Genomic DNA, 22,866 nt, shown 5'->3' with positions numbered 1-22,866 from the left:
TAAAATTGGATATATAAATATATTTATTATGAAAAGAATGGTCAAATCAAGAACGAAATGGATGTATTTTGTAATGTTGAAATTAGGTGGTGCGACATGAAGACGTTTTTAAAATTATTAATAACATTATTTTTGGCTTTTACATTAACAGGATGTTTTGCCGAAGATTACGATGTCGGAGTTCCAACTGCTCATTTAAATTTTGATATCATGTCTGTCGAATTAACAGAAGCAAATATTAGTTGGAATACAGCAAGTGAAGATGTACAGCGAAAAATAGAAAACATCGAAGAATACGCAGCCTCACTCGATGAAATAAAGATCTTTCCAGGTCAAAAAGTGTCTTTGGAATTTAAAGAGAACGAAGATAATGGCGGAGATATTTGGACGGACCCCAAGATAACCGTTGCCCTATTAAAAGATAACAAACGACTCGAACTTGCCTTGAAGGATGATGGAGAATTTCAATTTCCAACTAACAAAGGGAGTTACGTGCTGGAAGTAGAATTTATAAATTCCGCAGGCAGCGCCCAATATGTAGGGAATATCGCCATTCGGTAATATAAGGAAAAAGAGATTATAAAGGAAAGATCCCTAGTAAATTCATGCATTCAGGTTGTTGGCAAACGTTCATTTTCTTCGTTATCCGTCAAGCTGTACGGCTTGAAAGGCCAGCTTTTTTAATCAAGCCGGGATATTAAAAATAGACTTTGTTTACACTCTCAAACTTATGCGTTTGAGAGTGCGTGAAAACTTCTGCTCATTACAGCTACCCTTTCGCTTAATAAACAACTGCAGCAGGCTCACCTTTTCCTAATGCTGTGTAGAGGAAATCCTGAATAGCTTTCGTATCCTCTTGTTCTACCCCTAGTTTCAGTGCCCAGTATTCACTATCCTCGATGTCCTCTTCACACATTAAAATCATTCTGTTGTTTTGAAGAGAGAGGACAATGCTATTGCCCGAGAATTGCTTCGTATCAATAATCGCAAAGTCGTAACGATGATGATCGGTGATCAAGCACACGAAGCGATTTGATTGCATTTCAGATTCATCCATCAAGAAAGTTACCTCCATATTATTTCACCCTTTCGCATTTTTAGTGGTCTAAGCAGGGAACTTCAGTTGGAACATTCCCCTTCTTTTTGTATTGTTGAATATCAAAGCAAGAAATGTGCCACTTTTGAAAAATATGATAAATGGAGAAGAAATAGGGTGTCATTAGTCTGGACCCCTGTAGCTGATCAGCTAAAAACAAAAAGAAAAAGCCGCTTTTATTCAATTTTGGGTTGCCCAACCCCATTTTGAATAAAAACAGCCTTCTTTTTAATTAAACAGAGACGAGCTTTGACATCAAAACAAACAAAAACAGGCTCAGCAGCTGTCCGTCTTCTACAAAACCTTCACATAAAACGTCCGAGTGCGCGGTCCATCAAACTCACAAAAATAAATGCCCTGCCATGTTCCTAAAAGCAAGCGTCCTTCCGTTACAATAACATACTGCGACGAACCGACTGTACTCGCCTTCATATGAGCCGCCGTATTCCCCTCCGCATGCCGATCCAACTCATGCTCCCACGGATACACCTCATCAAACCGGCGAATCATATCCCGCTTCACATCGGGGTCTGCGTTCTCATTGATCGTTATGCCCGCTGTGGTATGAGGACAATACACCACCGCTGCCCCTTCTTCTATCCCCTTTTCTCGAATAAATGCCTCCACCTGCTGCGTTACCTCGATCATTTGGTCACGATGGTTTGTTTTTAATGTGAATTTCTTGAGCATAGCTTTCTTCCTTTCTTAGTGATGTTTTTTAATCGGCTCTCACCGCTAACTTTCTCTTATTTTATGGTTACTTTGGCCGGATCGAAGTATATTGCCATCAACCTATCAATTAAGTCTTCATGGCGAGATTCACATTCTTTAACAGTCCACTGCTGAAATTTTTTCAAGTCTTTTGTAAGTTCGAAATCTGTAATGCCATTTGAAAAATACTTTTGCAGTTTTATAGGGAATTCTCTATTATTAGCTGATGAATTTTTCTTGCGGCTAAGCAATACTAAATTCCCTAGACGGTTCGTCCAAGCTTTTCGTTCTTCTTCTGTAAAATCCTGTCGCCAACTGCTCCCTTCAGAAGGGTTTTGGGGTAAAATGTGCTCCACACTGATAACCCCTGTATATGATTTTTTTACGTTAGCATTTTCATTTAACGACATATCTAGACGAAGCAGTAAATACTTAGCGTATTTTTTCTTGTATAAATCATCTACCTGAATATTGATTTTTACAGCTTTATAGTCCTCAGAAGTCTGAAAAATTTTCTCTTTTGCTACATCATTTGGATCTGAGGCGTTATCCACTGCCTGAATCATCTTTACCACCTCCGTTACCCTTCCGGTAGGAGTGATACCTTTAATCCAGCTCATCACAAATTTACGCTCTAATACTCGCAAGAACGAGTAAATTTCGTTAGGTGACTGAAACTTTTGGATAAAATGAATCAACACAGGAATCCAATCAGACGAAGGAATGAAATCCCTCATAAGAGTTAATAAGCCATGATATTTTACAGCTATTTCTTTATCAGTTGTCTGAATGTCAGCATTTAACACCTTTTCTCGATAAATATCAGCGAACTGCTTCACATATTCAATAAATTGCTTTCCTCTAAAATCAGGGTTCTTTGCAAATATTTTTTCTTCGTATTCTTCTTGAATAGTTTTTCTGGCTTTTTCCTTTACAAAAATAAGCCGGATATAGCCTAGAAGCTTCTCGAGCTCTTCTCTGCCTAACTCTTCTTCCATTGCTTCCCACAAATTTTGATAATGAAGCCGTTCTGTTTCCGCAATGGCCCCTAAGTTCGTACTTTTCAATAGGTCCGCATTACTGAGCGGCATTCCCCGATCATTCAAGATCGAGAATAAGCGAAAAGCAGATGTAAACGTACCTGTTTTTACGTAAACAAACATACACTTATTCAAGATAAAATGAATCATGTTATCAACTAATTGCTCATCCAGCTGCCCGTTCTCTAAAAATTTCTCTGAAAAGATATGTATAGCTTTTGTCATTCTGTCCTGGGACTCAGTTAAGTCTGGCTCATTAACCGTTAATTTCGTCCCCCCTTCTTCTAAAATATATTTCTTAAAAAAGGAATAATCCCGGTCACGCACACGAAGACGAACCGTTTCAGGCTTATCCTCATAAGGGTCTGCCTCCTGATAAATTTTAGATTGAAGTGTCGTTTTAGCTTTTGGATTTGTTATCAAATCACGCATTACTGCAAGGAGGATGGTAAGAGTGGTAAGCCTTTGTTGACCATCTACTACGTCATACATGCCACTATTATCGCTCTTTTGATCAATAACCTGTAAAATAACACTTCCTAAAAAATAACTATCTTCTTTAAGCTCCATCGCTTCCTTTATATCTTCAAACAATTGCTCCAACTGGTCTTTTTCCCATGAATATTGCCGTTGATATCCAGGAATTTTAAAAGCAAATTTTGAACCGAATAAATCCTTAAATAGGATTTCTTTTGCTTCGATTTTTTTATCTATTGTCGCCATGTGTAAACCTCCATAGAGTTCTCTTGTTAAGTCCTTTTGAAAAATTATAGCATTGCATCCTCACTAACTGAATGTACTGAAGTTTTCCCTATTGGTCTTTCCCCTTTCTCTCAAAGTACCAATGCAGCCGGTATTCACAAATCTGCTTCGTCCACTCAAAAAGAATCTCTTCATCTTCTTTCTCAACATTAAGTTGAATCTTGAATTGGTTACCTTCAAAAGAGACCAGTCCGTTTGATGATCCACTCCACTTAGTCATGGGCATTTTAGCAATCAGCGCCGCCATTTTCCTCTCGTCGTACTCGATAAGCCTACTGCTTTGTTTATCTGCTAAATCCTTATTTTTTCGATACTCCTTTGATGTTAAGTAATTGTGAAAAAATGGCGCCGCTTCTTCAGGGGTAACCGGTTCTAGCCATTTATTCGATCCTTTTGAAAGGAGATAAAGTAAAACAACCATTTTATAGCTCTTAGTCATAACAGTTCGTTCAACTTCTTGAAACCAGTCTTTATATTGGGAGAATACTTCCTCCTCTTTATCGCTCAGCCCATCAATCCCCTGCAGAAAACCAGGATAGGAGCCGTAGTATTCTTTGATAGTCTTGCTGTCAGCATTAGCATTCAAATGAAACTCGAGATAGGTCGGCCGCCGTCCCAATTCTAATTTTAGATTCTCATAAGCATAGCGTAGCTGTTCCTTCCTTGGACTTCTTTTGCGGTTCATTTCCTTCAACAGCTCTATTGCTGCTAAATCAAATTCTATCCGACAATTCTCCGGCACAGCAGGAACGACAGTCTGACGTTTGCCGTCTTTCTCTTTTTCCCTCGTATCAAATACTTGCAGTTTAATATCGGCGTTGCGATAGTTTCCAATTAAATCAATAATGACACAATGCGGTTTTCCTTCTGCTATACGCAATCCCCGTCCAATTTGCTGGGTAAAAACAGTGAGTGATTGCGTCGGCCGTACAAACAATAACGTATCAACAGAGGGGATGTCGACTCCTTCATTAAATAAATCAACTGTGAAAATGATGTCTAACTCCCCAGAATCTAATGCTTTTATAGCTTCTTCCCGAGAATAGCCTTTCATTTTTGAATGCATAGCAACGGTTCTCCAGCCCTTGTTGTTGAAATAGCTGCTTAAAAAGGCTGCCTGCTTAATAGATGAACAGAATCCGATTGTTCTCGTCTGACGATATTTGTTCCAAGCTGTTTCAATCTTTTCTGCCATTTCTCCCCTTAGCTGCACTTGCAGCAATTCTTCTTCATCGTATCGCGTGCCAAGCCACGTTAAAGCTGAATAGTCTGTATCATCATAAACACCGTAATACATAAATGGAACAAGCCACTGCTTCTGTATGGCTTCGATAAAATGGATTCGGTAGGCCGTATTGCCGCCGCAAATACTGTAAACATCTTTATTATCCATTCGATCAGGTGTCGCTGTAATACCAAGAAGAAATTTTGGCTTAAAATGATTTAATATGGATTGATAAGACTTGGCGGCGGCATGGTGAAATTCATCGATAATAATTAAGTCAAAATCATTTGGATCAAAGCCCCCTAGATTTTGCTTCAAGCCAAGCGTAAACACAGAAGCAAACAGCATTTCCGATTCTCTCTCTTTAAAGTCAGCGTTAAATAAACCGGCAGTTCTTTCAGGCATAACGTGTAAAAAAGACTTTCGAGCTTGCACCAGTAGCTCCTTTTGATGAGCAATAAATAAAACTCTATTAAATCTCTGAGCAAAAAAAGCAGCTAAATATGTTTTTCCAAGACCCGTTGCCATCACAACGAGTGCACGATCATACTCTTCTTCCAGCGTATCCTCCAACGCCTGAAGTGCTTCCTGTTGCGCCGGGCGCGGAATTAATTGCTCTAATTTTATGGTATAAGCTTCGGATGGATCATTCACAATCTGGGCTTGATCACTTGGTTCGGAAAACATCATCTCCGTTTCCTCTGCTTCTGTGAAGGTTCTCATAATGGATTGACTTTTGTGAAAGTGATCGTAGGCTTCTTGATATTGTCTAATTGTTTCTAGATTCACTGGAATCGTATAATCGTGATAAAATACCTTTTCAAATTCAAAAAGCCCCTTTTCAAAGATTTCTTCATCAAGTGCAGACGGCGCATGAAGATTCCATTCTACGCCGCCTGTCAAAGCAGAAAGGGATAAATTAGAAGATCCTACAATAAGGTGCCCGTCTTGTTTAGAGCGAAACAAATATGCTTTTGGGTGAAAAGACTTTCCGCCGCTCTGCCACATACGCACTTCAGCTTCGGGCAGTTCGGTGGCCAAAAGTTGAAGTGCCTCTGGCTGGGTAATAGACAAATAATCACCAGTACAAATTTTAATATCCGCTCCACGCGAAGCAGCCAGCTGTAAAGCAGGAAGAATCCGCTTTACACCTGACTTCATGACAAAAGAAGTGAGTATGTAGATTTCTCCTGCTTCTTCCGCTAGTTTAATAATTGTCTCTACAAAATTTTCTGTAATTAGCTGCAGCTTAGTCATCTTCTACCTCAATTAAGAAAATCCGCTCGCTAAATCCGCCGCGCTTTTCAGCCTTTTGTTGGCGTATTGCCTCAAGCTCGTTAAAATCAGCCCCATGAATAGCGGCTGCAGCGTGTATGAGTTCAAGCAGATCAGCTAGTTCTTCGAGCGCTTCTTCATCATTTTGAGCCGCTTCGTATTCAGCCAGCTCTTCGTTCATTTTTTTACGGACTTCCTCTTCGTATTCTCGTTCATCAAGAATACGGGAGCTGTATTTCTTTCCGCTTTGGTCAATAATTTCTAGTATTCGGTCACGCACAAGTTTGTTGTGGATAGGCATCGTCTTCTCTCCTTCTCTCTACTATATAATGCTATTTTACCAGAAGATTAGAGGATGACTAAATAAGGAAAACACTCTGTATTCAAAGAGGGACAATAGGGACAATATATCCTGTAAACAAATAAACATCCAATATGATTTCCTAAACGCTGCGTCTGCTATTACGGAGGATGAAAAAAAGAATCCCCCAATCGTATTTGGAGTCGAAGGCAATCCCCTCATTTAAATATCTATATTGAAAAACCGATCATCGATAAAAAAAATGTAAAGCTAGAGGCACTTTCTCAGAAATAGAGAAAGTGCCTCTAGCTTTACAACAACTAATCAAAAAACTGAAATCCCAAAGCTAACCATACAATAACAAGTACGCCATCTATAAGATAAACCTTCTTACTGCTTCCTTGAATAAAATATTCGATGCCATCAATCATAGAGCCTATTTCTATTGCAAAGCAAATTATTCTAAAGAAAAAGGAATCCAAATGATGGATCAATCCCAATGCAAGTAAACTTCCTGTTATAACGGTTAATAAAAATCTTATAATAATGAATGGTTTTAGGCTCTTCTTTTTGAAAAACCGTCCCATTTTCCATGCCGTCTTCCAACCTATCTATCTTAATAGAATTTTTTATCGTTTAACCTGCTTTTTATACTCAACTACTTTATTCATAAATAAAAAAGAGGCTAAAACAGTCCCTTTTTCTGTGTCACTCTTATACTCTGATAGAATACTGTCCTCATTAAAAACAATTCTTTAGTGCCCCTTGATTTGAGAATGACTATCTAGCGCAAGCTCCCGCCGATAAGAGAGCCAATAAATGGCTGAAACAAATACAGACCCTCCTATGGCATTCCCTATAAATACAAAAATAAAATTATAGAAGTAGTCTCCCCAATTAAAATAACCGGCAAAAATAGCCGCTGGGATCACAAACATGTTAGCAACAACGTGCTGAAAACCAATAGCAACGAACGCCATAATCGGAAACCAGATCGCTAATATCTTCCCGCCGATGTCTTCTGCGCCGTAAGACATCCAAACAGCTAGTCCAACGAGCCAGTTACAACCGATAGCAGAACATATCGCCGCCAGCGGGTTGGCCTCTATCTTGGCCTGCGCGCTCGCAATTGTTTTGTCCAGATAAGGACCTGTCGTAGTTAATTCAGCTAGATGGCCAAAACAGTAAGCCACAAAAAGGGCTCCAATAAAATTGCTGATGGTGATCCAGAACCAGTTCTTTATAAGCTGGGCTATGTTAACTCGTTTCGCCAAACAAGCTATCGAAACGGCCATCATATTTCCTGTTAATAACTCTCCTCCCGCAATAAGGATGAGCATCAACCCTACAGGGAAGACAGCCGCTCCCAAAAAAGCCGAGAATGAGCCCCACTCGTGAGGCAAACTGGCAACTACCCGAATATCTAAAAGATAACCGATCGAAATAAATGCTCCTCCTAAAAAACCTAACAATAAAACGCTCGGAAACGGTAAATGAACTTTTTTAGTTCCAGCTTCTATTGCCAATTGGGCAATTTGCTGAGGGCTATGATACGCCACTAATCTCTTCCTCCTTTATTCGTGTTGTCCTATGTACTTTCCCTAAGTTACCTAATGTTAAATCGATAAAATTCCTTTAATTAGGTTTGCGATACAAGTGAAAGAGCAAGGACTGTGATCGTGTCTTTATTTAAGAAAACAAACTATGTGTCCAGCGCTACAGTAGGGATGGCTGCCAGTCAGACAGCTAGTTAAATCAATAACCTTTCCGCAATGAGGACACGCTGCTTAATGATGAACCTGGTTAAACTATGGGAATAAAAAGCCGAAAAAACCAGACACTATTCAAGTAGCCTAGTCTCTAAAAGGATAAAATGAAGCTGTTGACATAAAAGTTTCGATTATTTGACAATAACTTTTTCCTTAACTTAAACTAGTAAAGTTAACAAATATAATGATTTTTTACTTTATAGGAATAATTACTCATTTGATATGGAGGTTTTTTGTATGTCAAAAGTTTTATTCATCAAAGCGAATCCAAGACCAATCGATCAGTCCGTTAGCGTCAAGCTCTATCATGCTTTCCTTGATAGCTATAAAGAGAGCCATCCAAATGATGAAATTACAGAGCTAGATTTATTTAACGAGAACCTCCCCTACTACGGCAATGAGATGATTAATGGCACATTTAAGGCAGCAAGAGGCTTAGAGCTAACCGCTGAAGAACAAACAGCTGTGAACACAGTAAATAAGTATTTAAATCAATTTCTTGAAGCAGAAAAAATCGTTATCGCCTTCCCTCTCTGGAACTTTACAGTGCCTGCTGCCTTGCATACATACTTAGACTATTTATCACAGGCTGGCAAAACGTTTAAATATACACCAGAAGGGCCTGTTGGCTTACTTACTGATAAAAAAGTGGCGCTTCTGCAAGCTCGTGGCGGCGTTTACTCCGAAGGGCCTGCCCAAGCAGCAGAAATGTCCATGAATTATGTAAAAGCGATGCTTGGCTTCTGGGGCGTACAGGATATTACGACTGTGATTGTGGAAGGTCATAACCAATTCCCTGATAGAGCAGAAGAAATCATCGAAGAAGGCGTAAGACAAGCAGCCACAGCAGCTAATACGTTTTAACAAAATAAAAGACCCGAAAAGCCATTTAGAATAGCTTTTCGGGTCTTTTTTTCACTTTCCTGTTATCCGCAGGCAAATAGGCCGATTCCATACAGAGAAATCGACCTTCTTATGGATGGTGATCAAATTCACATCATTTACTCTTCGGATCTTTTCCCGCGTCTTCAGCTAGCTGCTCGAACGACTTAACTTTTCCGTGGGGATTTTGCGATTGCTTTCGCTCTCTCCACTGCCGCTCTTCTTCTCGTTTAGAATGAGTCATCTGTTACGTACTCCTTTTCAAAAAGTAGTCAGTAGTAGCGTAACCTTAGACGTTATTTTTATGAGCCTTTTTATGTCATTCTTTTTGCAATAGTGAAGTTATCCTGCAGCAGCAGCCAATTTTGCGGGAAGGCAAGGCCAAGCTTCCAATACATAATCCCTCGTAAACGAAACTGTTTAATCAAATCAAACTTTGCCTGAATGCTGCGGGCATCCTCAAACCATACTTCATGCTGCCGCCCAGCATCGTCGATATAACGGAAAAAAGGCGCTTGTGCTTCGGTATCATATTGAATGTCGGCATTTTCCCTTAAGGCGATGGCAATCGCTTGCTGAGGGCTCACCGCTCTTGCAGGAGGACCTCCTGCTGGCGGATAAGGAGCCGTCCAATCATAGCCATATAAATTTTGCCCTAATAAAATTTTATTTCGCGGGATGACGCTCACAGCATAACGAACGACATTTCTGACAGGTCCAATCGGACTGACTGCCTGCGGTGTACTGTACGTGTATCCCCATTCATATGTCATGAGCGCGACAAAATCAACGATTCCCCCAATTGTCGCATAATCATGAGCCCCGTAAATGCCTGTTGTGACATCACTCGCCTTTGGAGCAAGGGCGGCTGATAGCATGAGTCCGGCTGCGTGTATCCGATCCCTCGCTCTTCGTAAAAAGGTGTTATACAATTCCCGGTCTTCGGGATTCATAATTTCAAAGTCAAAATGAATGTCTCGATAGCCAACCGTATTCGCCACTTGAATAATATTTCCGAACAACTGATTTTGTGCTGCTTCATTCGTAAAGATAGCATGAGCCAAGTCAGCACTGAATTCGTATTCTTCTAAATTAGTGACGACCATCACATTGGTCACTCGAGCAGCACGAGCAATTGCTGGAATATTATCAATAGGAGGAGCCGTTAACGATCCATTGCGGTTTACCTGATAGCTGAACATGGCTAGATACGTTAAAGAACCGACACGATTGCGCACTTCCCTGATCATCGCTTCACTCACTGACGTTCGCGGTTCCACGTACAGCAGCGCATCAGCCGTCGGCTTCGGTCCAGGAGGAATATAGAGCCGCTGTCCTACTCGTAGAGGCGCAGAAGGAGATATATTATTAACACGAGCAAGCTCGCTAACCGTCGTCCCATATACTCTCGCGATTTCAGAAAGAGATTGTCCTTGCTGCACCCAATGATAACGTCCTGTTATTGGAATCACTAACGTCTGCCCAACGACTAATTTCGAGGGATCAGGCAATTCGTTTGCCTGTGCAATCGATTGTACAGAAGTTCCATACCTTTGGGCGATACGGTATAAATTTTGCCCTTGCCGAACAACATGGATCTGCAAACTAAACACCCGCCTTTCTGATTAAAAGATGGCTCCACAATCAAGTATATTTGCCGTACAAGCTGAGTATTCAGTGAAAATCATTCTTCTCTAAGTATGTGAAGGGATAGCCTTTTTTTCTTATGACACGTAAATAGGTAACCCCCTACCCGAGAAAAACAAGAGCAAATGACTTATAATAACGGTAAAGAGATTTTAAAGGAGGTTTTCAACATGGATTCATTTATGAGCCGGGCAGTAGAATTGGCAATCGAAAATGTCCGAAATGGCGGCCAGCCTTTCGGAGCGGTGCTAGTAAAAGATGGCGACATCGTTTCAGAAGGAGTAAATGAGCTGCATAAAAAACATGATGTAAGCGGCCATGCGGAAATGCTGGCCATCCGGCGTGCTCAGGAAAAGTTTCAGACAAATGATTTATCAGGCTATACGATGTATGCAAGTGGAGAACCTTGTCCAATGTGCTTTGCGGCTATGTATTTTGCGGGCATCAAGGAAGTTTATTATTGCGCGGCGGTTGAAGAAGCAGCGGCGGCAGGACTAACTACTTCCGGCATGATCTATGGGGATTTAAAGAAACCAAAAGCTGAACGAACCCTGTCCATGATTCATATGCCGCTAGATGAAGGACAAGAAAATCCAATGAAGCTTTGGAAAGAGCGCCCTTAATCTTCTTCTCAAAATAAAAAGCCAGCTTGTTATGCTGGCTTGAAAGTATAGACAAAGTCTATGTTCATCTTGTCAGGCTGGTTTTCTAATCTGCTAAGCCTGAAGGGAAGCACAGCAGCCATAGGGGGAATAGCCGCTGCGCGCAGGCTAAGCAATAATAAGGACAATCGTTTCGAAACAGCCTGAAGCTAGCTCGTTAAGCTAATCTTTTTAACTCGTGACGCTCTTCAATACGCTTTTCGATCTTCTCAATCGCTTGTTTGTCCTTCAGCAATTGTTCTTTGTTCTCTTGGATCAATTCTTCAAGAGACTTCTTGTGCTTAATGCGCATCTCTTTACACCCCTTTATCTATCATTTGGCCCGTAAGCCATTAAATTAGAAAAATTATTTCTGATAGAATTTTCTGAAAAATACTATCTACTCTTAATATATACCACCTCACCGTGTTGTAAACGGTCGAATTTTGACAATTATATGAAGGATTTTTATGTAAAACTTTTTACTCATCTAAGGGGGAAGGCAATGGGTAGAAAAAGCCTTTTTTTATTGTTTATTTTGTTGTTAGCTGCTTGTGGACAAAAGGAAAAAGAACCCCAAACCGCCTTTTATAAAAAAGAAATCATTCCAACCATTTATTACACGCTGGCTATCGATTATGTTACAGATAAAAATTTCAGTAACTCACCAAAATTAGAAGTAATTGAGAAAGGTCAAACGATTCAAGTAACCGCCACTGTCGAAAACACCGGAAAAACAGACTACAAATTTGGCGGCAATCCCTGCTCAGGTCATTTGGGAGTGTCCTTTAGAAACAAGGATACGGTTGTGCCTGGAACTGGCGACGTGGCTCCGGACTTTTGTATAGAATCCTATGCTGAGCATGTCCTAAAAACCGGCGAAAAACTAACCGCCTCCGCTAAATTTGATCTCAAAGGTATAGAGCCGGGCGTATATGAGCTTTCCTCCTCTTATGCGAATCGGCAGTTCGTGAAAAAAATAAAAGTAATAGATTAATCTTAAGGAGACGAACATATGGCACTACACCATTTCCATTTAAAAGCAAACTGGCCCGGCCTTCGAAACGATGTCGGGCAAATTGAAGCAGGTAACTTAAAAACAGAAGTATCCATTCCACCAGAAATGGACGGCCCAGGTATCGGGACAAATCCCGATGAAATGCTGCTTGGAGCTGCTGCTACTTGTTACATCATTACTCTAGCTGCCATGATGGAGCGCAGCGGACTGGAAAAAGAAAGCTTGACGATGGAATCGGAAGGCATTGTTGAAGTGGTTAGAGGCGTTATTACGTACAAAACCATCATTCACCGTCCAAACATTGTGTTGAAAGCCGATGCCACGGATAGAGATATCTCTCTAGCTCAAAAGCTGGCTGAGAAAGCAGAAAGATCCTGCATGATCAGCCGGGCAATAAAAGGAAATGTTGAGGTACAATTAGAAGCTTCCATTCAAACAGGACTGTCCAATAGCTAGTAAACGACTAGCTGCTGGGCAGTTTTTTATATATGAGCGGAGTTTTAACTTGTACGAGCAGAATTTTGTCGAATACGCGTGGCTTTGTCGAATATACGCGCGCGGCATGCCAGCCCTGCATCTTGCCGAGTAAAATGAGCAAGTGACATTAATTTTTACACGTCTTGTCTGTATGACAGCTACACGACATTCCATTTATCATACAATAGAACTAGAAAAGCGGCAGCAAGGGGGGTTCCACAATGAAGGTGTCAGTTGATATTGATGATAATTACGAAGAAACAAAAGTAACGATCCAATGCAAAGAGGTAGATGATTCTATTAAAGACATTCTTGATTTTCTAAAAGGGAGAGAGATAGAATTTATCGTCGGCCGCGATGGAGACATGCAGCATATCTTAAAACCGGCTAACATTCACTATTTCTATTCACGTAAAGACGAGGTATTCGCCGTGACGGCCGATGGAGAGTTTAAAGTGAAGGAAAAGCTTTATGAACTTGAACAGCTGCTTTCGTCCAGACAATTTGTCCGGCTTTCGAAATCAGTTATCGCTAATCTATATGAGCTTAGCCGTTTTGAAGCGTCGTTCAATGGCACACTTTGTGTCCATTTCAAATCAGGTAAGAAAGAATATGTCACACGGCACTACGTTAGTTCTATTAAAGAAGCATTGAAAATGAACAGGAGGAAATAGCGATGAGGACTTTCGTATTCCGAAGTTTAACAGGGATCTTTTTTGGCGCCTTCCTTAGCGTGTTAGTCACGACGGCTGTTATTTATATTAGCGGCAAAGAACTTCTTGAGGGAGATTTATTCATAAAAAATGCTTTCGCCACGATGTTTTGCGGCTGGTTCTTTTCCGTCACTCCGCTCTATTTTGAAATAAAATCTCTTCGTCTGTCCCAGCAAACGGCCCTCCACTTTGTTACGGTTGCTGTGCTCTATTTTGCTCTCTCTTTAGGCGTCGGCTGGATTGCCTTTAATATAAAAAGCGTTCTCTCATTTGCGGCTTTATTTATCTGCATGTATGTGATCATCTGGGTCTGCTTCTATCTTTACTTTAAACACGAGGCAAAAAAGTTAAACGACGACTTGCAGCATATTTAATCTAAGCACGGTTGCCTAATTGATAGGACAACCGTGCTCCCTCTTCTTCTACAAACCGCTCTTTTTTATTCCTTTCACTACAAATTTCCCATTCGACTCGCTGTTGCTAATTGTAATGAGAAGGGCGTTTTCCTTTCTCGGAACATTTAGCACGTTTACCTTCAGCATAATTTCATATTCTGTACCCGGCTTCATTTCCTCTGAAGGCTCCGGCAGTGCGGCTTTTTTGATCGAAATAATGTGTGCCTTTTCAAATTGCGGGAATCTAACATGATAGGCAGCTTTTATCGATTCGGAGATTTGGGTATGGAATTGGGCAACGAGCACTTCCTCCATATCCTCGGGGCTTACTTCCTGAGCGGCTGTGTTCGTCACACTTCCTAAAAGGATAAGAATAAAGAGCGGCAAGCAATAAAATAATGTTTTCAAGATCCTCACCTTTCTTTCACGCTTAATTTTTCCTTAATGACTTCGATTCATAAGCGTTAACTTATACCACTTGAGGATGTTGGCTATTCTAAAAGAAAGACAGGAGGCGATTACATGGAGCATTCGTCCATTTACGAACATCCTCATATTAAAGACTATATTTTGCAGCAATATGAGGATTATGTAGATTTATTTCCTAGTGGTGTAGAAAGAGACTATGTACAAACAAGGTTTGGCCGGACACATGTATTGAAGCTTGGCAAAAAAGATGGCAAGCCGTTATTTATTTTTCACGGAGCGAACTGTCTCAATCCGATGACACTCTCCTGGTTTGAAGGATTATTTCCTGAGTATAAAATTTACGCACCAGATACAGTCGGTCACCCTGGTTTCAGCAGTGAAAGAAGGATTGATCCTGAGGATAACAGCTTTGCTTTATGGACCCTTGACTTGCTTCATCATTATGGGCTCGATACGTGCGCTTTTGCCGGCGTTTCCTATGGGGGCGGTATCTTATTGCGTCTGGCAGCTTTTTATCCAGAGAAAATAAATTGCGCCATTCTCGTGGTTCCCGCTGGCATCATCCCTTTCTCTAAATGGTGGACAATGAAGAAAATGCTCCTCCCTTTTACCCTTTACCAGCTAAACGATTCAACGAAGCAAGTTGAGGCTGTCGCCGATGCCATGTCTGCGGGTAAAATGAAAGCCATTGACCGGGATATTATCGCTACCATCTTTCAGCATGTGACGCTCGAACACGATTTGCCCAAACTAACAGAAAAACAAGAACTGCACCATTACCGTGCACCTACTATGATTATTGCCGGTATGCAGGACGTCTTTTTCCCTGAAGAGAAGCTTTTCGAAACAGCCGCTCCTCTCTTTGGAGACTTGCTGGAATGGAGAGCTTATAACATGGGGCATTTTCCTTCTCGAGAGCATATCGACAGAATGAATAAAGACATGGCGGCTTTTTTACTTCGGCATTATCGCTAAATAAGCTCTCCTCACTCATGGTACTTTCTGTTAAAATCTGAATAGAAAAGACCTTTTGATACTGGGGGAGTAACCGTGAAACAGAAGTCCATCTATAGGAGCGAGCAAGGAAGACAGCTCATTTTGCTGCACTATGAGGCTTACCTCAAATCATTGAATTGTAACATCGACAGAGAATATGTACCGACTCGATTCGGAAAAACACACGTATTAACGATGGGCAAGAGGGATGGAAAGCCATTATTTATTCTTCAAGGCGGGAATTGCATTAATCCGATGACGTTATCTTGGTTCAAAGGCTTGCTGAGTGAATATAAGGTGTACGCGCCTGACACGATTGGGCATCCTGGCTATAGTGATGAAACGAGACTATCCGGTAAGGACGAAAGCTTTGCCCTGTGGGTGACCGATCTTCTTGATCACTATCATATTGAGCGCTGTGCTTTTGTGGGTCCCTCTTATGGAGGCGGGATCGTTTTACGGCTTGCTGCGTTTTATCCTGAAAAAATTGCCTGTGCTGTATTAGCTGCTCCAGCGGGTATCAATCTCGGTTCTAAAACCAAAATGATAAAAGAAATCCTCATTCCCTTGACTCTTTTCAAAATGAGCGGTTCAAAAAAACATTTGAAAGCCATTGCTGATGCGATGTCTTTAAGCAGTATGAAGTCGATCGATAAAAAAATAATTGGAAAGATTTTTAGATATGTTTCTCTTGAACAAGACATGCCCAAGCTAACGACTGAAAAGGAGCTAAAGCACTATCACTCCCCCACTTTAATCGTTGCAGGAAAAACGGATATTTTCTTTCCTGAGGAAGCATTATTCAAAAAAGCAGCTGTCCTCTTCGGTGATTTATTAGAATGGCGTGCTTACGACATGGGACACTTTCCTTCCGATTCACACCTTGAATGGATCAACGCCGATATTAAAAATTTCTTGCTGCATCATTATAAATAAAAACAAAAGGCTGTTTTAAGAATCCGTGTTCTCAAAACAGCCTCGTTTATTTTACTGATTATTCTTCTTATTTTTTTCCTCGTTGGCAGCATCGGCCCGGTTAAATTCATTTTGATATAAAACCTCTTGCGTATCACTTAATCCGTTGCTTTTGTCTGTCATTTTTTCATGCGGTTCTTTTCTGTTCGGCACTTGTTTATTCTCCTTTCCTTGTGAAGTAATGATATAGTATTACTCTTTCCCAAGAAACGAGGCTTTAAACGAACAGCCGCGGAATCAACTGCGAGGCCACAAGATTACCGCCACACCTCCCAGACAGATGAGGCTGCCGATCCAATCAAAGGCATCTGGTGTTTTCTTGTCCACCCACCAGCCCCATAACAAACTAAGAGCGACGAATACTCCCCCATAAGCAGCATACACGCGGCCAAAAGTAGGGAAGATTTGAAGTGTGGCAATAACTCCGTATAAAAACAATATGATTCCTCCGAGGAGACCCAACCAGCCTGGACGCCCTTCACGCAGCCATTGCCAAACTAAATAGCCGCCGCCAATTTCCGCTAACCCGGCTAAAACGAATAAGATAACTGCTTTTACCACTTATTTAACTCCTTCTTAAACAGATTCTTTGCATTGTGCAAACTGCTTGATTCTTTCGCCGATTTCGTCACGCACTCTTTGAAAGAAAGCCCATTTCTCTTCTTTAAAATATTTGCGCTTTTTTCAATTTCTACTATCATTGTCAAGCGCGTTCTTTCCCTAATTAACTTATAATAATATGCTTATATACACAATGTTCTTTATCGGTATTATTGATGAGCGCGGAAATTTGTTTGTTACTATTAGGATTGTTCATGCTCCGATGTCTTTGTTCATCTTTCTAGCTAATTTCTTCACGCTCTTCCAGCTTTATTCATCACTCTCGCCAATTTCTTCACGATGACAAATCTTTACCCAATACCCGGCTCCTTTTGCTAAAAAAAAGCCTTCCCATTGATGATGTTCCATCTTTGGACAAGCTTTTTGAACAATCGCTTACTTGACTATTAACGCCGGGCAATGGACTCTTTTCATTACTTTATGGCTGACGCTGCCGAGTACCATTTCCTGCAGCGCATTCAGTCCGCGGCTGCCAATTATAACAAGATTAAACTTTTCTTCATTTGCATATTTCACAATAGCTGGTCCTGGTTCTCCATGCAGAATTTTCACCTCATAAGCTGCTTTTTGAGATTTTAATTCTTCTTCTACACGTTGATTTTGTCGGCGGAATAAGTCTAGCTCCTCTGTGCTCTGTACGTGAAGAGTATCGCGCTTGGATTTAGCAAAGTCCACAACATACACCACTTCGATTTTGCAGCCGGTCACCAGTGAAGCCATCCTCCCCGCTTCTTGGGCTGCCCGCAGTGAATTTTCAGAGCCATCTACCGCCAATAAAACTTTTTTGTACATCCTTCCACCCCATTCACTCGTTTAATGCATAATTAATTTTGTATTTTTGTGTACTGTCAGCTTGTCGACGATTCTTTGGCTAGGCGAATTTAATCCCTTAATCGTCACTCTGTTATGTCCTTCATTATATTTCATGACCACTTTGTCAATGGCCCCAACAGCGGAATCATCCCAAATATGAGCGCCTGAAAAATCAATCACAATCTCTTTATGTTCCACAGTAAAATCAAAAGCGTCTAAAAAGCTGTCTACAGAGGCAAAAAACAATTGACCCTCTACCGCAAAGAAAACCCGTTCTTTTTCCACCTGCTTATTCACTTTCATTTTAGAAATTTTTGCAGTAAAGAAGATCGCGCTCAAGATAACTCCGGCGATTACACCTTTAGATAAATCGTGTGTAGCGACCACAATCGCCACGGTTACGAGCATAACGGCCGCATCTGTCTTCGGTGCTTTCCTTAAATAAGAGAACGATGACCAGTCAAATGTGCCGACCGACACCATAATCATAATTCCCGCAAGCACAGGCATCGGAATTTGTACTACAAGGTCTCCCAATACGATAATGAGAAACATCAAAAACGAGCCTGCCACTAAAGTAGACAATCGGCTGCGGCCCCCTGATTTAACATTGATAACAGATTGGCCAATCATGGCACAGCCAGCCATACCGCCAAACAACCCTGTGACAATATTGGCTATGCCTTGTCCCCTTGCTTCTTGGTTCTTGTTGCTTTCTGTTCCTGTCATATCGTCAACAATTGAAGCGGTTAATAACGATTCCAATAGACCCACAATCGCTAAAGCAAGAGAATAAGGGAAAATAATAGCGAACGTTTCAAATGTAAACGGAACGTCTGGAATAAAAAACTGTGGCAATGTTTGACTAATGTGTCCCAAGTCGCCCACCGTACGTAAATCGGCATTCGTATAAATAGCGACCGCTGTCAAAGCAATAATAGCCATTAACGGCGCGGGAATGACCTTAACAAATCGCGGAACAACATATACAATAACTAATGTGATCGCTACAAAAACGTATGTGGTAGATGAAACATCAATAAACTGAGGAACCTGGGCCATAAAAATTAAAATAGCTAATGCATTAACAAAACCGATCATAACCGCCCTTGGAATGAATTTCATTAACCTGGCCACTTTACATACACCAAATATGATCTGAATGACACCCGTTAAAATCGTAGCGGCTAACAAATAATGAATCCCATATTCTCTTACTAGCGGTCCCATTAGTAACGCCATAGCACCAGTTGCCGCAGAAATCATAGCCGGGCGGCCGCCAGCAAAAGCAATGACAACAGCCATCGTAAAGGAAGCATATAAGCCAATCATCGGATCTACTCCAGCAATAATCGAGAAGGCAATCGCTTCTGGAATAAGTGCTAATGCTACAACGATCCCAGCAAGAACATCCGCTCTTATATTAGAAAACCAATCTTTTTTTATTTTACTGATCATTTTCTACTACACCTCGCCTATCATAAATTAATTTTTTGGCTTTTAACTCTCATAAAAGCCGGGCCGATAAAAACAAAAATCAGTTTATCACTTATCGTCCCAAAAAGGAACCATTTTGGGACATTTTTTATATACTTTCTTATGGTAGGGAGAAAATCATTTTTAACAGGTGAGGAGAATTTATATGTTAATAGGATATACGAGGCCGTATTATGAAGATCCAAACTGCGACAGCCAAGTAAAATATTTGGCAGAGTGGCCTTGTCAAAAAGTTTTACAAGAAGAGCACTCTTCTGCAAAAAGAAGAACAGAGCTTGACAATATGATCGCCCAGCTTTGCCATGGCGATAAAATCATCGTAACAAAGCTTTTTATTTTAGCTGATTCTACCCGCCACTTAGTCGAACTTTTAGAAGCGATTGAAGCAAAGGGAGCTTTTATCCACTCTCTAAAAGAAGGAATTGACACGAGCGATGCAGGCGGCTATCGCTTTACCGATATCGTTAAGCACCTTGTTGATTTTCAAAGCGATGTCATCAGTGAAAAAACAAGAAGCGGCGTTCACGAGGCAAAACAGAAAGGAATAGCCCCTGGAAGACCGCGAAAGCCTGATGAAAATGTGAAAAAAGCGATCCGGATGTATCAAAGCAAGCAATATAGCTTAAAGGAGATAAAAGAAGAAACGGGGATTAGCAAATCTACGCTATATCGATATTTAGAAAGCTAGTCGCTTTCACAGCCTTAATAGGACAGCCAACTAAGATAGCTGTCCTTTTTTATATTCTAATGACTATATTTCCACCTTTGGGACAGTGTCTGCAAAATCATTTCGTAGTAACTGTCCTAAGATTTCAACGACTTTCGGCTGAAAAGGATCAGTTGTCGTGACTAAAGAGAACTTTCTTGTTATCGGGGCTTCCTTTACTTTTAAAATGGCAAGCGATCCAGTCGCTGCTTCTTTTCTGATAGCCCATTGTGACAGCAGGGAAATGCCCAAGCCAGCTTCAACTGATTCTTTAATAATTTGTGTGCTGCCAAACTCCATTAATTGGTCTGGCGGTTGTTCCAACAGCTGGAACATTTTCTCTGTTGCCTCCCTTGTGCCTGATCCTTCCTCGCGAACAATCCACATCTCCTCTTTCAACTCAGCAAGCTTAATGGACTTTCTGCCAGCGAGATGGTGATGGGCGGCGGCTACCACGTACATTTTATCTTCAGCAAACGATTCAAACACAAGCCGTTCGTGCTGAAATTCCCCTTCTATAATACCAACATCTAATTGACGGTTGGCGACTGACCGTTCAATTTCCTTCGTATTCCCAATCTTAATGACCGGCTTAATGAGCGGATAATGCTTTTTTGCATAAGCGATGATATGTGGGAGTACATACTCTCCAAATGAATAACTGGCCCCTATCGATAGTTCCCCACTCGCTTTATTCGTTAAATCATCCACCAAACATTGCATTTTAGTGTATAACCCTGTGATTTCTTTCGCATGGTGGTAGACAATCTCACCTGCTTTATTGAGACGGACATATTTATTCGTACGGTCTAACAGCCGGGATCCAACGGTACGCTCAAGCGTCTGAATGCACTGGCTAACCGCTGGCTGTGTCATATGCAGCTCCTCTGCTGCCCGGGAGAAATTCTTTTTTTCAGCTACTGTCATAAAAACGAGCAAAAGTTGATCCATCCTTCTCTCTCCTTTTTGCATGTATCATGCATTTTACTTATCATCACAATCACAATGATTTATTTTTCTTATATTAAAACATCCTTTAAGATAGAATTACAATCTATTTTACGGAGGTGTTAAGATGGCTATGCAAAACGTTCAGGTCAAGAAAAAGCTTGTACAGCAAAAGAAGGAGACGTCTTCTTTTATACCGTGGATTAGTGGAATTGCGTTTACCTTTCTAATTGCTCTGTTCGGATATTTACTAGCTCAAGTGCCTGGCTTTGATCATGTCGGCCAGCTGGCCTGCGCGATTATCATCGCCGTTGCCTATCGACAAGTGTTCGGATACCCAGAAGCCATTCGCTCAGGTATTGCTTTCTCTTCTAAAAGATTGCTGAGATTGGCGATTATTTTATATGGATTAAAATTAAATATTGATATGGTGCTGCATGAGGGACTGGGATTACTCGTACGAGATGCGGGAGTCATCGTGTTTGCGATCTTTTTAACAATTGGGATCGCTAAATTGCTCAAAGCAGATAAAATGATTTCGCTGCTTCTCGGTGTCGGCACAGGCGTTTGCGGAGCAGCGGCTATTGCGGCGGTAGCTCCCATTCTCAAATCAGACGATGAGGATACAGCAATTAGTGTCGGCATTATTGCTCTAGTCGGCACGGTATTCGCTATTGCGTATACCCTTTTACGACCGATCCTGCCTTTATCAGCAATTGATTATGGTATTTGGTCAGGCATCAGCCTGCATGAAATTGCTCATGTTGCCTTAGCGGGGGCACCGGCTGGCCAGGACGGATTAGCGGTCGCTTTACTTGCCAAGCTAGGGCGTGTCTTTCTACTCGTTCCGCTTTGTTTTATCTTTATGTATTTAATGAAGCGGAAATCGGCAGAAAATCAATCCGAAGCAAAAGTCGAATTCCCATGGTTTTTAATCGGTTTTCTTGTCATGAGCCTCTTTGGAAGCTATGTCCTTGGCCACTCCATTCCAGTTTCAACTGGAACGATGGATGGGATCGCAACTATGACAACATGGTTCCTAACAGCAGCTATGGTCGGACTCGGTTTGAATGTGAGCCTGCGTGATTTACGAACAAAAGCGTTAAAACCATTGATCGCTATGGGCATCACTTCTATCTGTTTATCTATTCTTGCTTATTTTATCGTTTAACTGGCCGTTTAGGCTCTTATATTCGCGGACTAGCCGTGCTTATTAGCCTACTATGCTTTTTTATCAGCTAAATTAGACAGTTTATTAGCCAACTTCATAGTTTTATTAGCCAAACCAAAAATGCCCCGGACGAATTCGGGGCATTTGCTCTCTATTTATCAGGGTCCTCTGGATTTTTCTATATTTTCTATTTGTTTGGAAATTGTTCGTAAATCTTGTCTCTTTTCTGCTGTTTCTCCTAGAACAATTAGGTACAATAAAAGAAAAAGGGGGAAATAAGTGATGACGACAAAATACGAAAATATTTTAATTGCCGTAGATGGATCAGAGGAAGCTAAAAAAGGGTTCGAAAAAGCAATAGACATTGCGAAACGTAACGAAGCGGCTCTTCACATTGTACATATTGTAGATAATGGTTACTTCGCTTCAGTCGAAGCACTAGCGCATGCTTCCATTCCTGACTACAATGAGCAGCAGGGCAAAAAATTGCTCGCAGAATACGAGCAAGCAGCAAAAGAAGCTGGAGCTCTAAGCGTCCATACTGTCATGGAAACAGGCTCACCAAAATCGCTCATTCCAAATCGCATTGCCAATCAGGTACAAGCAGATTTAATTGTTTGCGGAGCAACTGGAATCCACGGCATGGAGCGTCTATTCCTCGGCAGTGTCTCTGAGCATATTACCCGTACAGCTAAATGTGATGTGCTCATCGTTCGAAACAACGAGGAAAATAAATAGTATATAAAAGAGATCAAGCC

General features: G+C 41.1%; 27 protein-coding genes and 1 pseudogene. 12 read left to right on the top strand and 16 right to left on the bottom strand.

The window, feature by feature from the left end:
• The first annotated feature begins 96 nt into the window (after window positions 1-96).
• Window positions 97-561, top strand: a complete 465-nt coding sequence (locus A8F95_RS19600) for a lipoprotein (RefSeq protein WP_065412094.1) — start codon at window positions 97-99, stop codon at window positions 559-561.
• A 220-nt stretch (window positions 562-781) separates the two neighbouring features.
• Here A8F95_RS19600 and A8F95_RS19595 read toward each other — a convergent pair whose 3' ends face one another.
• The 6 genes from A8F95_RS19595 to A8F95_RS19565 form a co-directional block, all read right to left on the bottom strand.
• Window positions 782-1,075, bottom strand: a complete 294-nt coding sequence (locus A8F95_RS19595) for an SAV0927 family protein (protein WP_065412093.1) — start codon at window positions 1,073-1,075, stop codon at window positions 782-784.
• Between the two features lie 315 nt (window positions 1,076-1,390).
• Window positions 1,391-1,786: a secondary thiamine-phosphate synthase enzyme YjbQ gene (locus tag A8F95_RS19590; protein ID WP_065412092.1), complete on the bottom strand. Its 396-nt coding sequence runs from the start codon at window positions 1,784-1,786 to the stop codon at window positions 1,391-1,393.
• Window positions 1,787-1,842: 56 nt separating this feature from the next.
• Window positions 1,843-3,570 carry a DUF262 domain-containing protein gene (locus A8F95_RS19585; protein ID WP_065412091.1) on the bottom strand — a complete coding sequence of 576 codons (1,728 nt, stop codon included), beginning with the start codon at window positions 3,568-3,570 and terminating at the stop codon, window positions 1,843-1,845.
• An 88-nt stretch (window positions 3,571-3,658) separates the two neighbouring features.
• Window positions 3,659-6,091 (bottom strand): DEAD/DEAH box helicase family protein, encoded by a 2,433-nt coding sequence (locus A8F95_RS19580; RefSeq protein ID WP_065412090.1) that lies wholly within the window; start codon window positions 6,089-6,091, stop codon window positions 3,659-3,661.
• Window positions 6,084-6,410, bottom strand: coding sequence for a nucleoside triphosphate pyrophosphohydrolase (locus A8F95_RS19575; protein ID WP_065412089.1), 327 nt, complete (start codon window positions 6,408-6,410; stop codon window positions 6,084-6,086). The genes A8F95_RS19580 and A8F95_RS19575 overlap by 8 nt, the downstream gene beginning before the upstream one ends.
• Window positions 6,411-7,165: 755 nt before the next feature.
• Window positions 7,166-7,969: a formate/nitrite transporter family protein gene (locus tag A8F95_RS19565; protein ID WP_065412087.1), complete on the bottom strand. Its 804-nt coding sequence runs from the start codon at window positions 7,967-7,969 to the stop codon at window positions 7,166-7,168.
• 447 nt (window positions 7,970-8,416) lie between these two features.
• Between A8F95_RS19565 and A8F95_RS19560 the strand changes: the two genes are divergently transcribed.
• A complete protein-coding gene (locus A8F95_RS19560; protein WP_065412086.1) occupies window positions 8,417-9,043 on the top strand; it encodes an FMN-dependent NADH-azoreductase in 627 nt (208 codons plus the stop codon).
• 133 nt (window positions 9,044-9,176) lie between these two features.
• Here A8F95_RS19560 and A8F95_RS23135 read toward each other — a convergent pair whose 3' ends face one another.
• Together A8F95_RS23135 and A8F95_RS19555 are read right to left on the bottom strand one after the other, a co-directional pair.
• Window positions 9,177-9,305: a DUF6254 family protein gene (locus A8F95_RS23135; RefSeq protein ID WP_245671452.1), complete on the bottom strand. Its 129-nt coding sequence runs from the start codon at window positions 9,303-9,305 to the stop codon at window positions 9,177-9,179.
• 70 nt (window positions 9,306-9,375) lie between these two features.
• Window positions 9,376-10,665, bottom strand: coding sequence for a glycoside hydrolase family 18 protein (locus A8F95_RS19555; protein WP_065412085.1), 1,290 nt, complete (start codon window positions 10,663-10,665; stop codon window positions 9,376-9,378).
• A 213-nt stretch (window positions 10,666-10,878) separates the two neighbouring features.
• Between A8F95_RS19555 and A8F95_RS19550 the strand changes: the two genes are divergently transcribed.
• Window positions 10,879-11,331, top strand: coding sequence for a nucleoside deaminase (locus A8F95_RS19550; RefSeq protein WP_065412084.1), 453 nt, complete (start codon window positions 10,879-10,881; stop codon window positions 11,329-11,331).
• A gap of 196 nt (window positions 11,332-11,527) precedes the next feature.
• On the opposite strand, the gene A8F95_RS21830 is transcribed toward A8F95_RS19550, so the two are convergent.
• The gene (locus A8F95_RS21830; RefSeq protein WP_077247464.1) at window positions 11,528-11,662 is read right to left on the bottom strand and encodes an FbpB family small basic protein; all 135 of its coding nucleotides are present in this window, start codon (window positions 11,660-11,662) and stop codon (window positions 11,528-11,530) included.
• Between the two features lie 144 nt (window positions 11,663-11,806).
• On the opposite strand from A8F95_RS21830, the gene A8F95_RS19545 reads away from it, so the two are divergent.
• The 4 genes from A8F95_RS19545 to A8F95_RS19530 all read left to right on the top strand — a co-directional run bounded on the left by A8F95_RS19545 (window position 11,807) and on the right by A8F95_RS19530 (window position 13,931).
• On the top strand, window positions 11,807-12,346 hold the full coding sequence (locus A8F95_RS19545) for a hypothetical protein (RefSeq protein ID WP_141676305.1): 540 nt from the start codon (window positions 11,807-11,809) through the stop codon (window positions 12,344-12,346).
• Window positions 12,347-12,364: 18 nt separating this feature from the next.
• Window positions 12,365-12,823, top strand: a complete 459-nt coding sequence (locus A8F95_RS19540; protein ID WP_065412082.1) for an OsmC family protein — start codon at window positions 12,365-12,367, stop codon at window positions 12,821-12,823.
• A gap of 242 nt (window positions 12,824-13,065) precedes the next feature.
• Window positions 13,066-13,518 (top strand): LytTR family DNA-binding domain-containing protein, encoded by a 453-nt coding sequence (locus A8F95_RS19535; protein WP_065412081.1) that lies wholly within the window; start codon window positions 13,066-13,068, stop codon window positions 13,516-13,518.
• Window positions 13,519-13,520: 2 nt separating this feature from the next.
• Window positions 13,521-13,931 carry a DUF3021 domain-containing protein gene (locus A8F95_RS19530; RefSeq protein WP_065412080.1) on the top strand — a complete coding sequence of 137 codons (411 nt, stop codon included), beginning with the start codon at window positions 13,521-13,523 and terminating at the stop codon, window positions 13,929-13,931.
• A 48-nt stretch (window positions 13,932-13,979) separates the two neighbouring features.
• Here A8F95_RS19530 and A8F95_RS19525 read toward each other — a convergent pair whose 3' ends face one another.
• Window positions 13,980-14,360 (bottom strand): hypothetical protein, encoded by a 381-nt coding sequence (locus A8F95_RS19525; RefSeq protein WP_065412079.1) that lies wholly within the window; start codon window positions 14,358-14,360, stop codon window positions 13,980-13,982.
• Window positions 14,361-14,474: 114 nt separating this feature from the next.
• Here A8F95_RS19525 and A8F95_RS19520 point away from each other — a divergent pair, with 114 nt between their 5' ends.
• Together A8F95_RS19520 and A8F95_RS19515 are read left to right on the top strand one after the other, a co-directional pair.
• A complete protein-coding gene (locus A8F95_RS19520; protein WP_065412078.1) occupies window positions 14,475-15,356 on the top strand; it encodes an alpha/beta fold hydrolase in 882 nt (293 codons plus the stop codon).
• A gap of 75 nt (window positions 15,357-15,431) precedes the next feature.
• Window positions 15,432-16,313 carry an alpha/beta fold hydrolase gene (locus tag A8F95_RS19515; protein WP_065412077.1) on the top strand — a complete coding sequence of 294 codons (882 nt, stop codon included), beginning with the start codon at window positions 15,432-15,434 and terminating at the stop codon, window positions 16,311-16,313.
• A 51-nt stretch (window positions 16,314-16,364) separates the two neighbouring features.
• On the opposite strand, the gene A8F95_RS21975 is transcribed toward A8F95_RS19515, so the two are convergent.
• The 5 genes and pseudogenes from A8F95_RS21975 to A8F95_RS19500 all read right to left on the bottom strand — a co-directional run bounded on the left by A8F95_RS21975 (window position 16,365) and on the right by A8F95_RS19500 (window position 19,244).
• Window positions 16,365-16,505: a YfhE family protein gene (locus A8F95_RS21975; protein ID WP_095407497.1), complete on the bottom strand. Its 141-nt coding sequence runs from the start codon at window positions 16,503-16,505 to the stop codon at window positions 16,365-16,367.
• An 84-nt stretch (window positions 16,506-16,589) separates the two neighbouring features.
• Complete coding sequence (locus A8F95_RS19510) at window positions 16,590-16,913, bottom strand: YnfA family protein (RefSeq protein ID WP_065412076.1); 324 nt, start codon at window positions 16,911-16,913, stop codon at window positions 16,590-16,592.
• A 15-nt stretch (window positions 16,914-16,928) separates the two neighbouring features.
• Window positions 16,929-17,015: pseudogene (locus A8F95_RS23130) on the bottom strand (arsenate reductase); the annotation flags it as partial.
• Between the two features lie 333 nt (window positions 17,016-17,348).
• Window positions 17,349-17,765, bottom strand: a complete 417-nt coding sequence (locus tag A8F95_RS19505) for a universal stress protein (RefSeq protein ID WP_065412075.1) — start codon at window positions 17,763-17,765, stop codon at window positions 17,349-17,351.
• A 21-nt stretch (window positions 17,766-17,786) separates the two neighbouring features.
• The gene (locus A8F95_RS19500; protein ID WP_065412074.1) at window positions 17,787-19,244 is read right to left on the bottom strand and encodes a SulP family inorganic anion transporter; all 1,458 of its coding nucleotides are present in this window, start codon (window positions 19,242-19,244) and stop codon (window positions 17,787-17,789) included.
• A gap of 184 nt (window positions 19,245-19,428) precedes the next feature.
• Here A8F95_RS19500 and A8F95_RS19495 point away from each other — a divergent pair, with 184 nt between their 5' ends.
• Window positions 19,429-19,971 carry a recombinase family protein gene (locus A8F95_RS19495; protein WP_065412073.1) on the top strand — a complete coding sequence of 181 codons (543 nt, stop codon included), beginning with the start codon at window positions 19,429-19,431 and terminating at the stop codon, window positions 19,969-19,971.
• A 63-nt stretch (window positions 19,972-20,034) separates the two neighbouring features.
• On the opposite strand, the gene A8F95_RS19490 is transcribed toward A8F95_RS19495, so the two are convergent.
• Entirely contained in the window at window positions 20,035-20,940 is a 906-nt protein-coding gene (locus A8F95_RS19490) for a LysR family transcriptional regulator (RefSeq protein ID WP_065412072.1), read from the bottom strand.
• Between the two features lie 130 nt (window positions 20,941-21,070).
• On the opposite strand from A8F95_RS19490, the gene A8F95_RS19485 reads away from it, so the two are divergent.
• Together A8F95_RS19485 and A8F95_RS19480 are read left to right on the top strand one after the other, a co-directional pair.
• Window positions 21,071-22,108, top strand: coding sequence for a YeiH family protein (locus A8F95_RS19485; RefSeq protein ID WP_245671465.1), 1,038 nt, complete (start codon window positions 21,071-21,073; stop codon window positions 22,106-22,108).
• A gap of 282 nt (window positions 22,109-22,390) precedes the next feature.
• Complete coding sequence (locus A8F95_RS19480) at window positions 22,391-22,846, top strand: universal stress protein (RefSeq protein ID WP_065412070.1); 456 nt, start codon at window positions 22,391-22,393, stop codon at window positions 22,844-22,846.
• Window positions 22,847-22,866: the final 20 nt, after the last annotated feature.

It is taken from the genome of Pseudobacillus wudalianchiensis (genome assembly GCF_001685015.1).
Classification (GTDB): Bacteria; Bacillota; Bacilli; order Bacillales; family Domibacillaceae; genus Pseudobacillus; species Pseudobacillus wudalianchiensis.
This window is presented reverse-complemented; position numbering and strand designations above follow the sequence as displayed.

What these genes read in the sequence shown, in the direction of transcription:
- A8F95_RS19575 (WP_065412089.1), bottom strand. Translation starts at nt 6,410, where the DNA reads ATGCCTATCCACAACAAACTTGTGCGTGACCGAATACTAGAAATTATT.
- A8F95_RS19500 (WP_065412074.1), bottom strand. Translation starts at nt 19,244, where the DNA reads ATGATCAGTAAAATAAAAAAAGATTGGTTTTCTAATATAAGAGCGGAT.
- A8F95_RS19480 (WP_065412070.1), top strand. Translation starts at nt 22,391, where the DNA reads ATGACGACAAAATACGAAAATATTTTAATTGCCGTAGATGGATCAGAG.
- A8F95_RS19590 (WP_065412092.1), bottom strand. Translation starts at nt 1,786, where the DNA reads ATGCTCAAGAAATTCACATTAAAAACAAACCATCGTGACCAAATGATC.
- A8F95_RS19530 (WP_065412080.1), top strand. Translation starts at nt 13,521, where the DNA reads ATGAGGACTTTCGTATTCCGAAGTTTAACAGGGATCTTTTTTGGCGCC.
- A8F95_RS19520 (WP_065412078.1), top strand. Translation starts at nt 14,475, where the DNA reads ATGGAGCATTCGTCCATTTACGAACATCCTCATATTAAAGACTATATT.
- A8F95_RS21830 (WP_077247464.1), bottom strand. Translation starts at nt 11,662, where the DNA reads ATGCGCATTAAGCACAAGAAGTCTCTTGAAGAATTGATCCAAGAGAAC.
- A8F95_RS19485 (WP_245671465.1), top strand. Translation starts at nt 21,071, where the DNA reads ATGCAAAACGTTCAGGTCAAGAAAAAGCTTGTACAGCAAAAGAAGGAG.
- A8F95_RS19580 (WP_065412090.1), bottom strand. Translation starts at nt 6,091, where the DNA reads ATGACTAAGCTGCAGCTAATTACAGAAAATTTTGTAGAGACAATTATT.
- A8F95_RS19550 (WP_065412084.1), top strand. Translation starts at nt 10,879, where the DNA reads ATGGATTCATTTATGAGCCGGGCAGTAGAATTGGCAATCGAAAATGTC.
- A8F95_RS19560 (WP_065412086.1), top strand. Translation starts at nt 8,417, where the DNA reads ATGTCAAAAGTTTTATTCATCAAAGCGAATCCAAGACCAATCGATCAG.
- A8F95_RS19495 (WP_065412073.1), top strand. Translation starts at nt 19,429, where the DNA reads ATGTTAATAGGATATACGAGGCCGTATTATGAAGATCCAAACTGCGAC.
- A8F95_RS19600 (WP_065412094.1), top strand. Translation starts at nt 97, where the DNA reads ATGAAGACGTTTTTAAAATTATTAATAACATTATTTTTGGCTTTTACA.
- A8F95_RS19545 (WP_141676305.1), top strand. Translation starts at nt 11,807, where the DNA reads ATGAAGGATTTTTATGTAAAACTTTTTACTCATCTAAGGGGGAAGGCA.
- A8F95_RS19540 (WP_065412082.1), top strand. Translation starts at nt 12,365, where the DNA reads ATGGCACTACACCATTTCCATTTAAAAGCAAACTGGCCCGGCCTTCGA.
- A8F95_RS19505 (WP_065412075.1), bottom strand. Translation starts at nt 17,765, where the DNA reads ATGTACAAAAAAGTTTTATTGGCGGTAGATGGCTCTGAAAATTCACTG.
- A8F95_RS19585 (WP_065412091.1), bottom strand. Translation starts at nt 3,570, where the DNA reads ATGGCGACAATAGATAAAAAAATCGAAGCAAAAGAAATCCTATTTAAG.
- A8F95_RS19490 (WP_065412072.1), bottom strand. Translation starts at nt 20,940, where the DNA reads ATGGATCAACTTTTGCTCGTTTTTATGACAGTAGCTGAAAAAAAGAAT.
- A8F95_RS19535 (WP_065412081.1), top strand. Translation starts at nt 13,066, where the DNA reads ATGAAGGTGTCAGTTGATATTGATGATAATTACGAAGAAACAAAAGTA.
- A8F95_RS19595 (WP_065412093.1), bottom strand. Translation starts at nt 1,075, where the DNA reads ATGGAGGTAACTTTCTTGATGGATGAATCTGAAATGCAATCAAATCGC.
- A8F95_RS23135 (WP_245671452.1), bottom strand. Translation starts at nt 9,305, where the DNA reads ATGACTCATTCTAAACGAGAAGAAGAGCGGCAGTGGAGAGAGCGAAAG.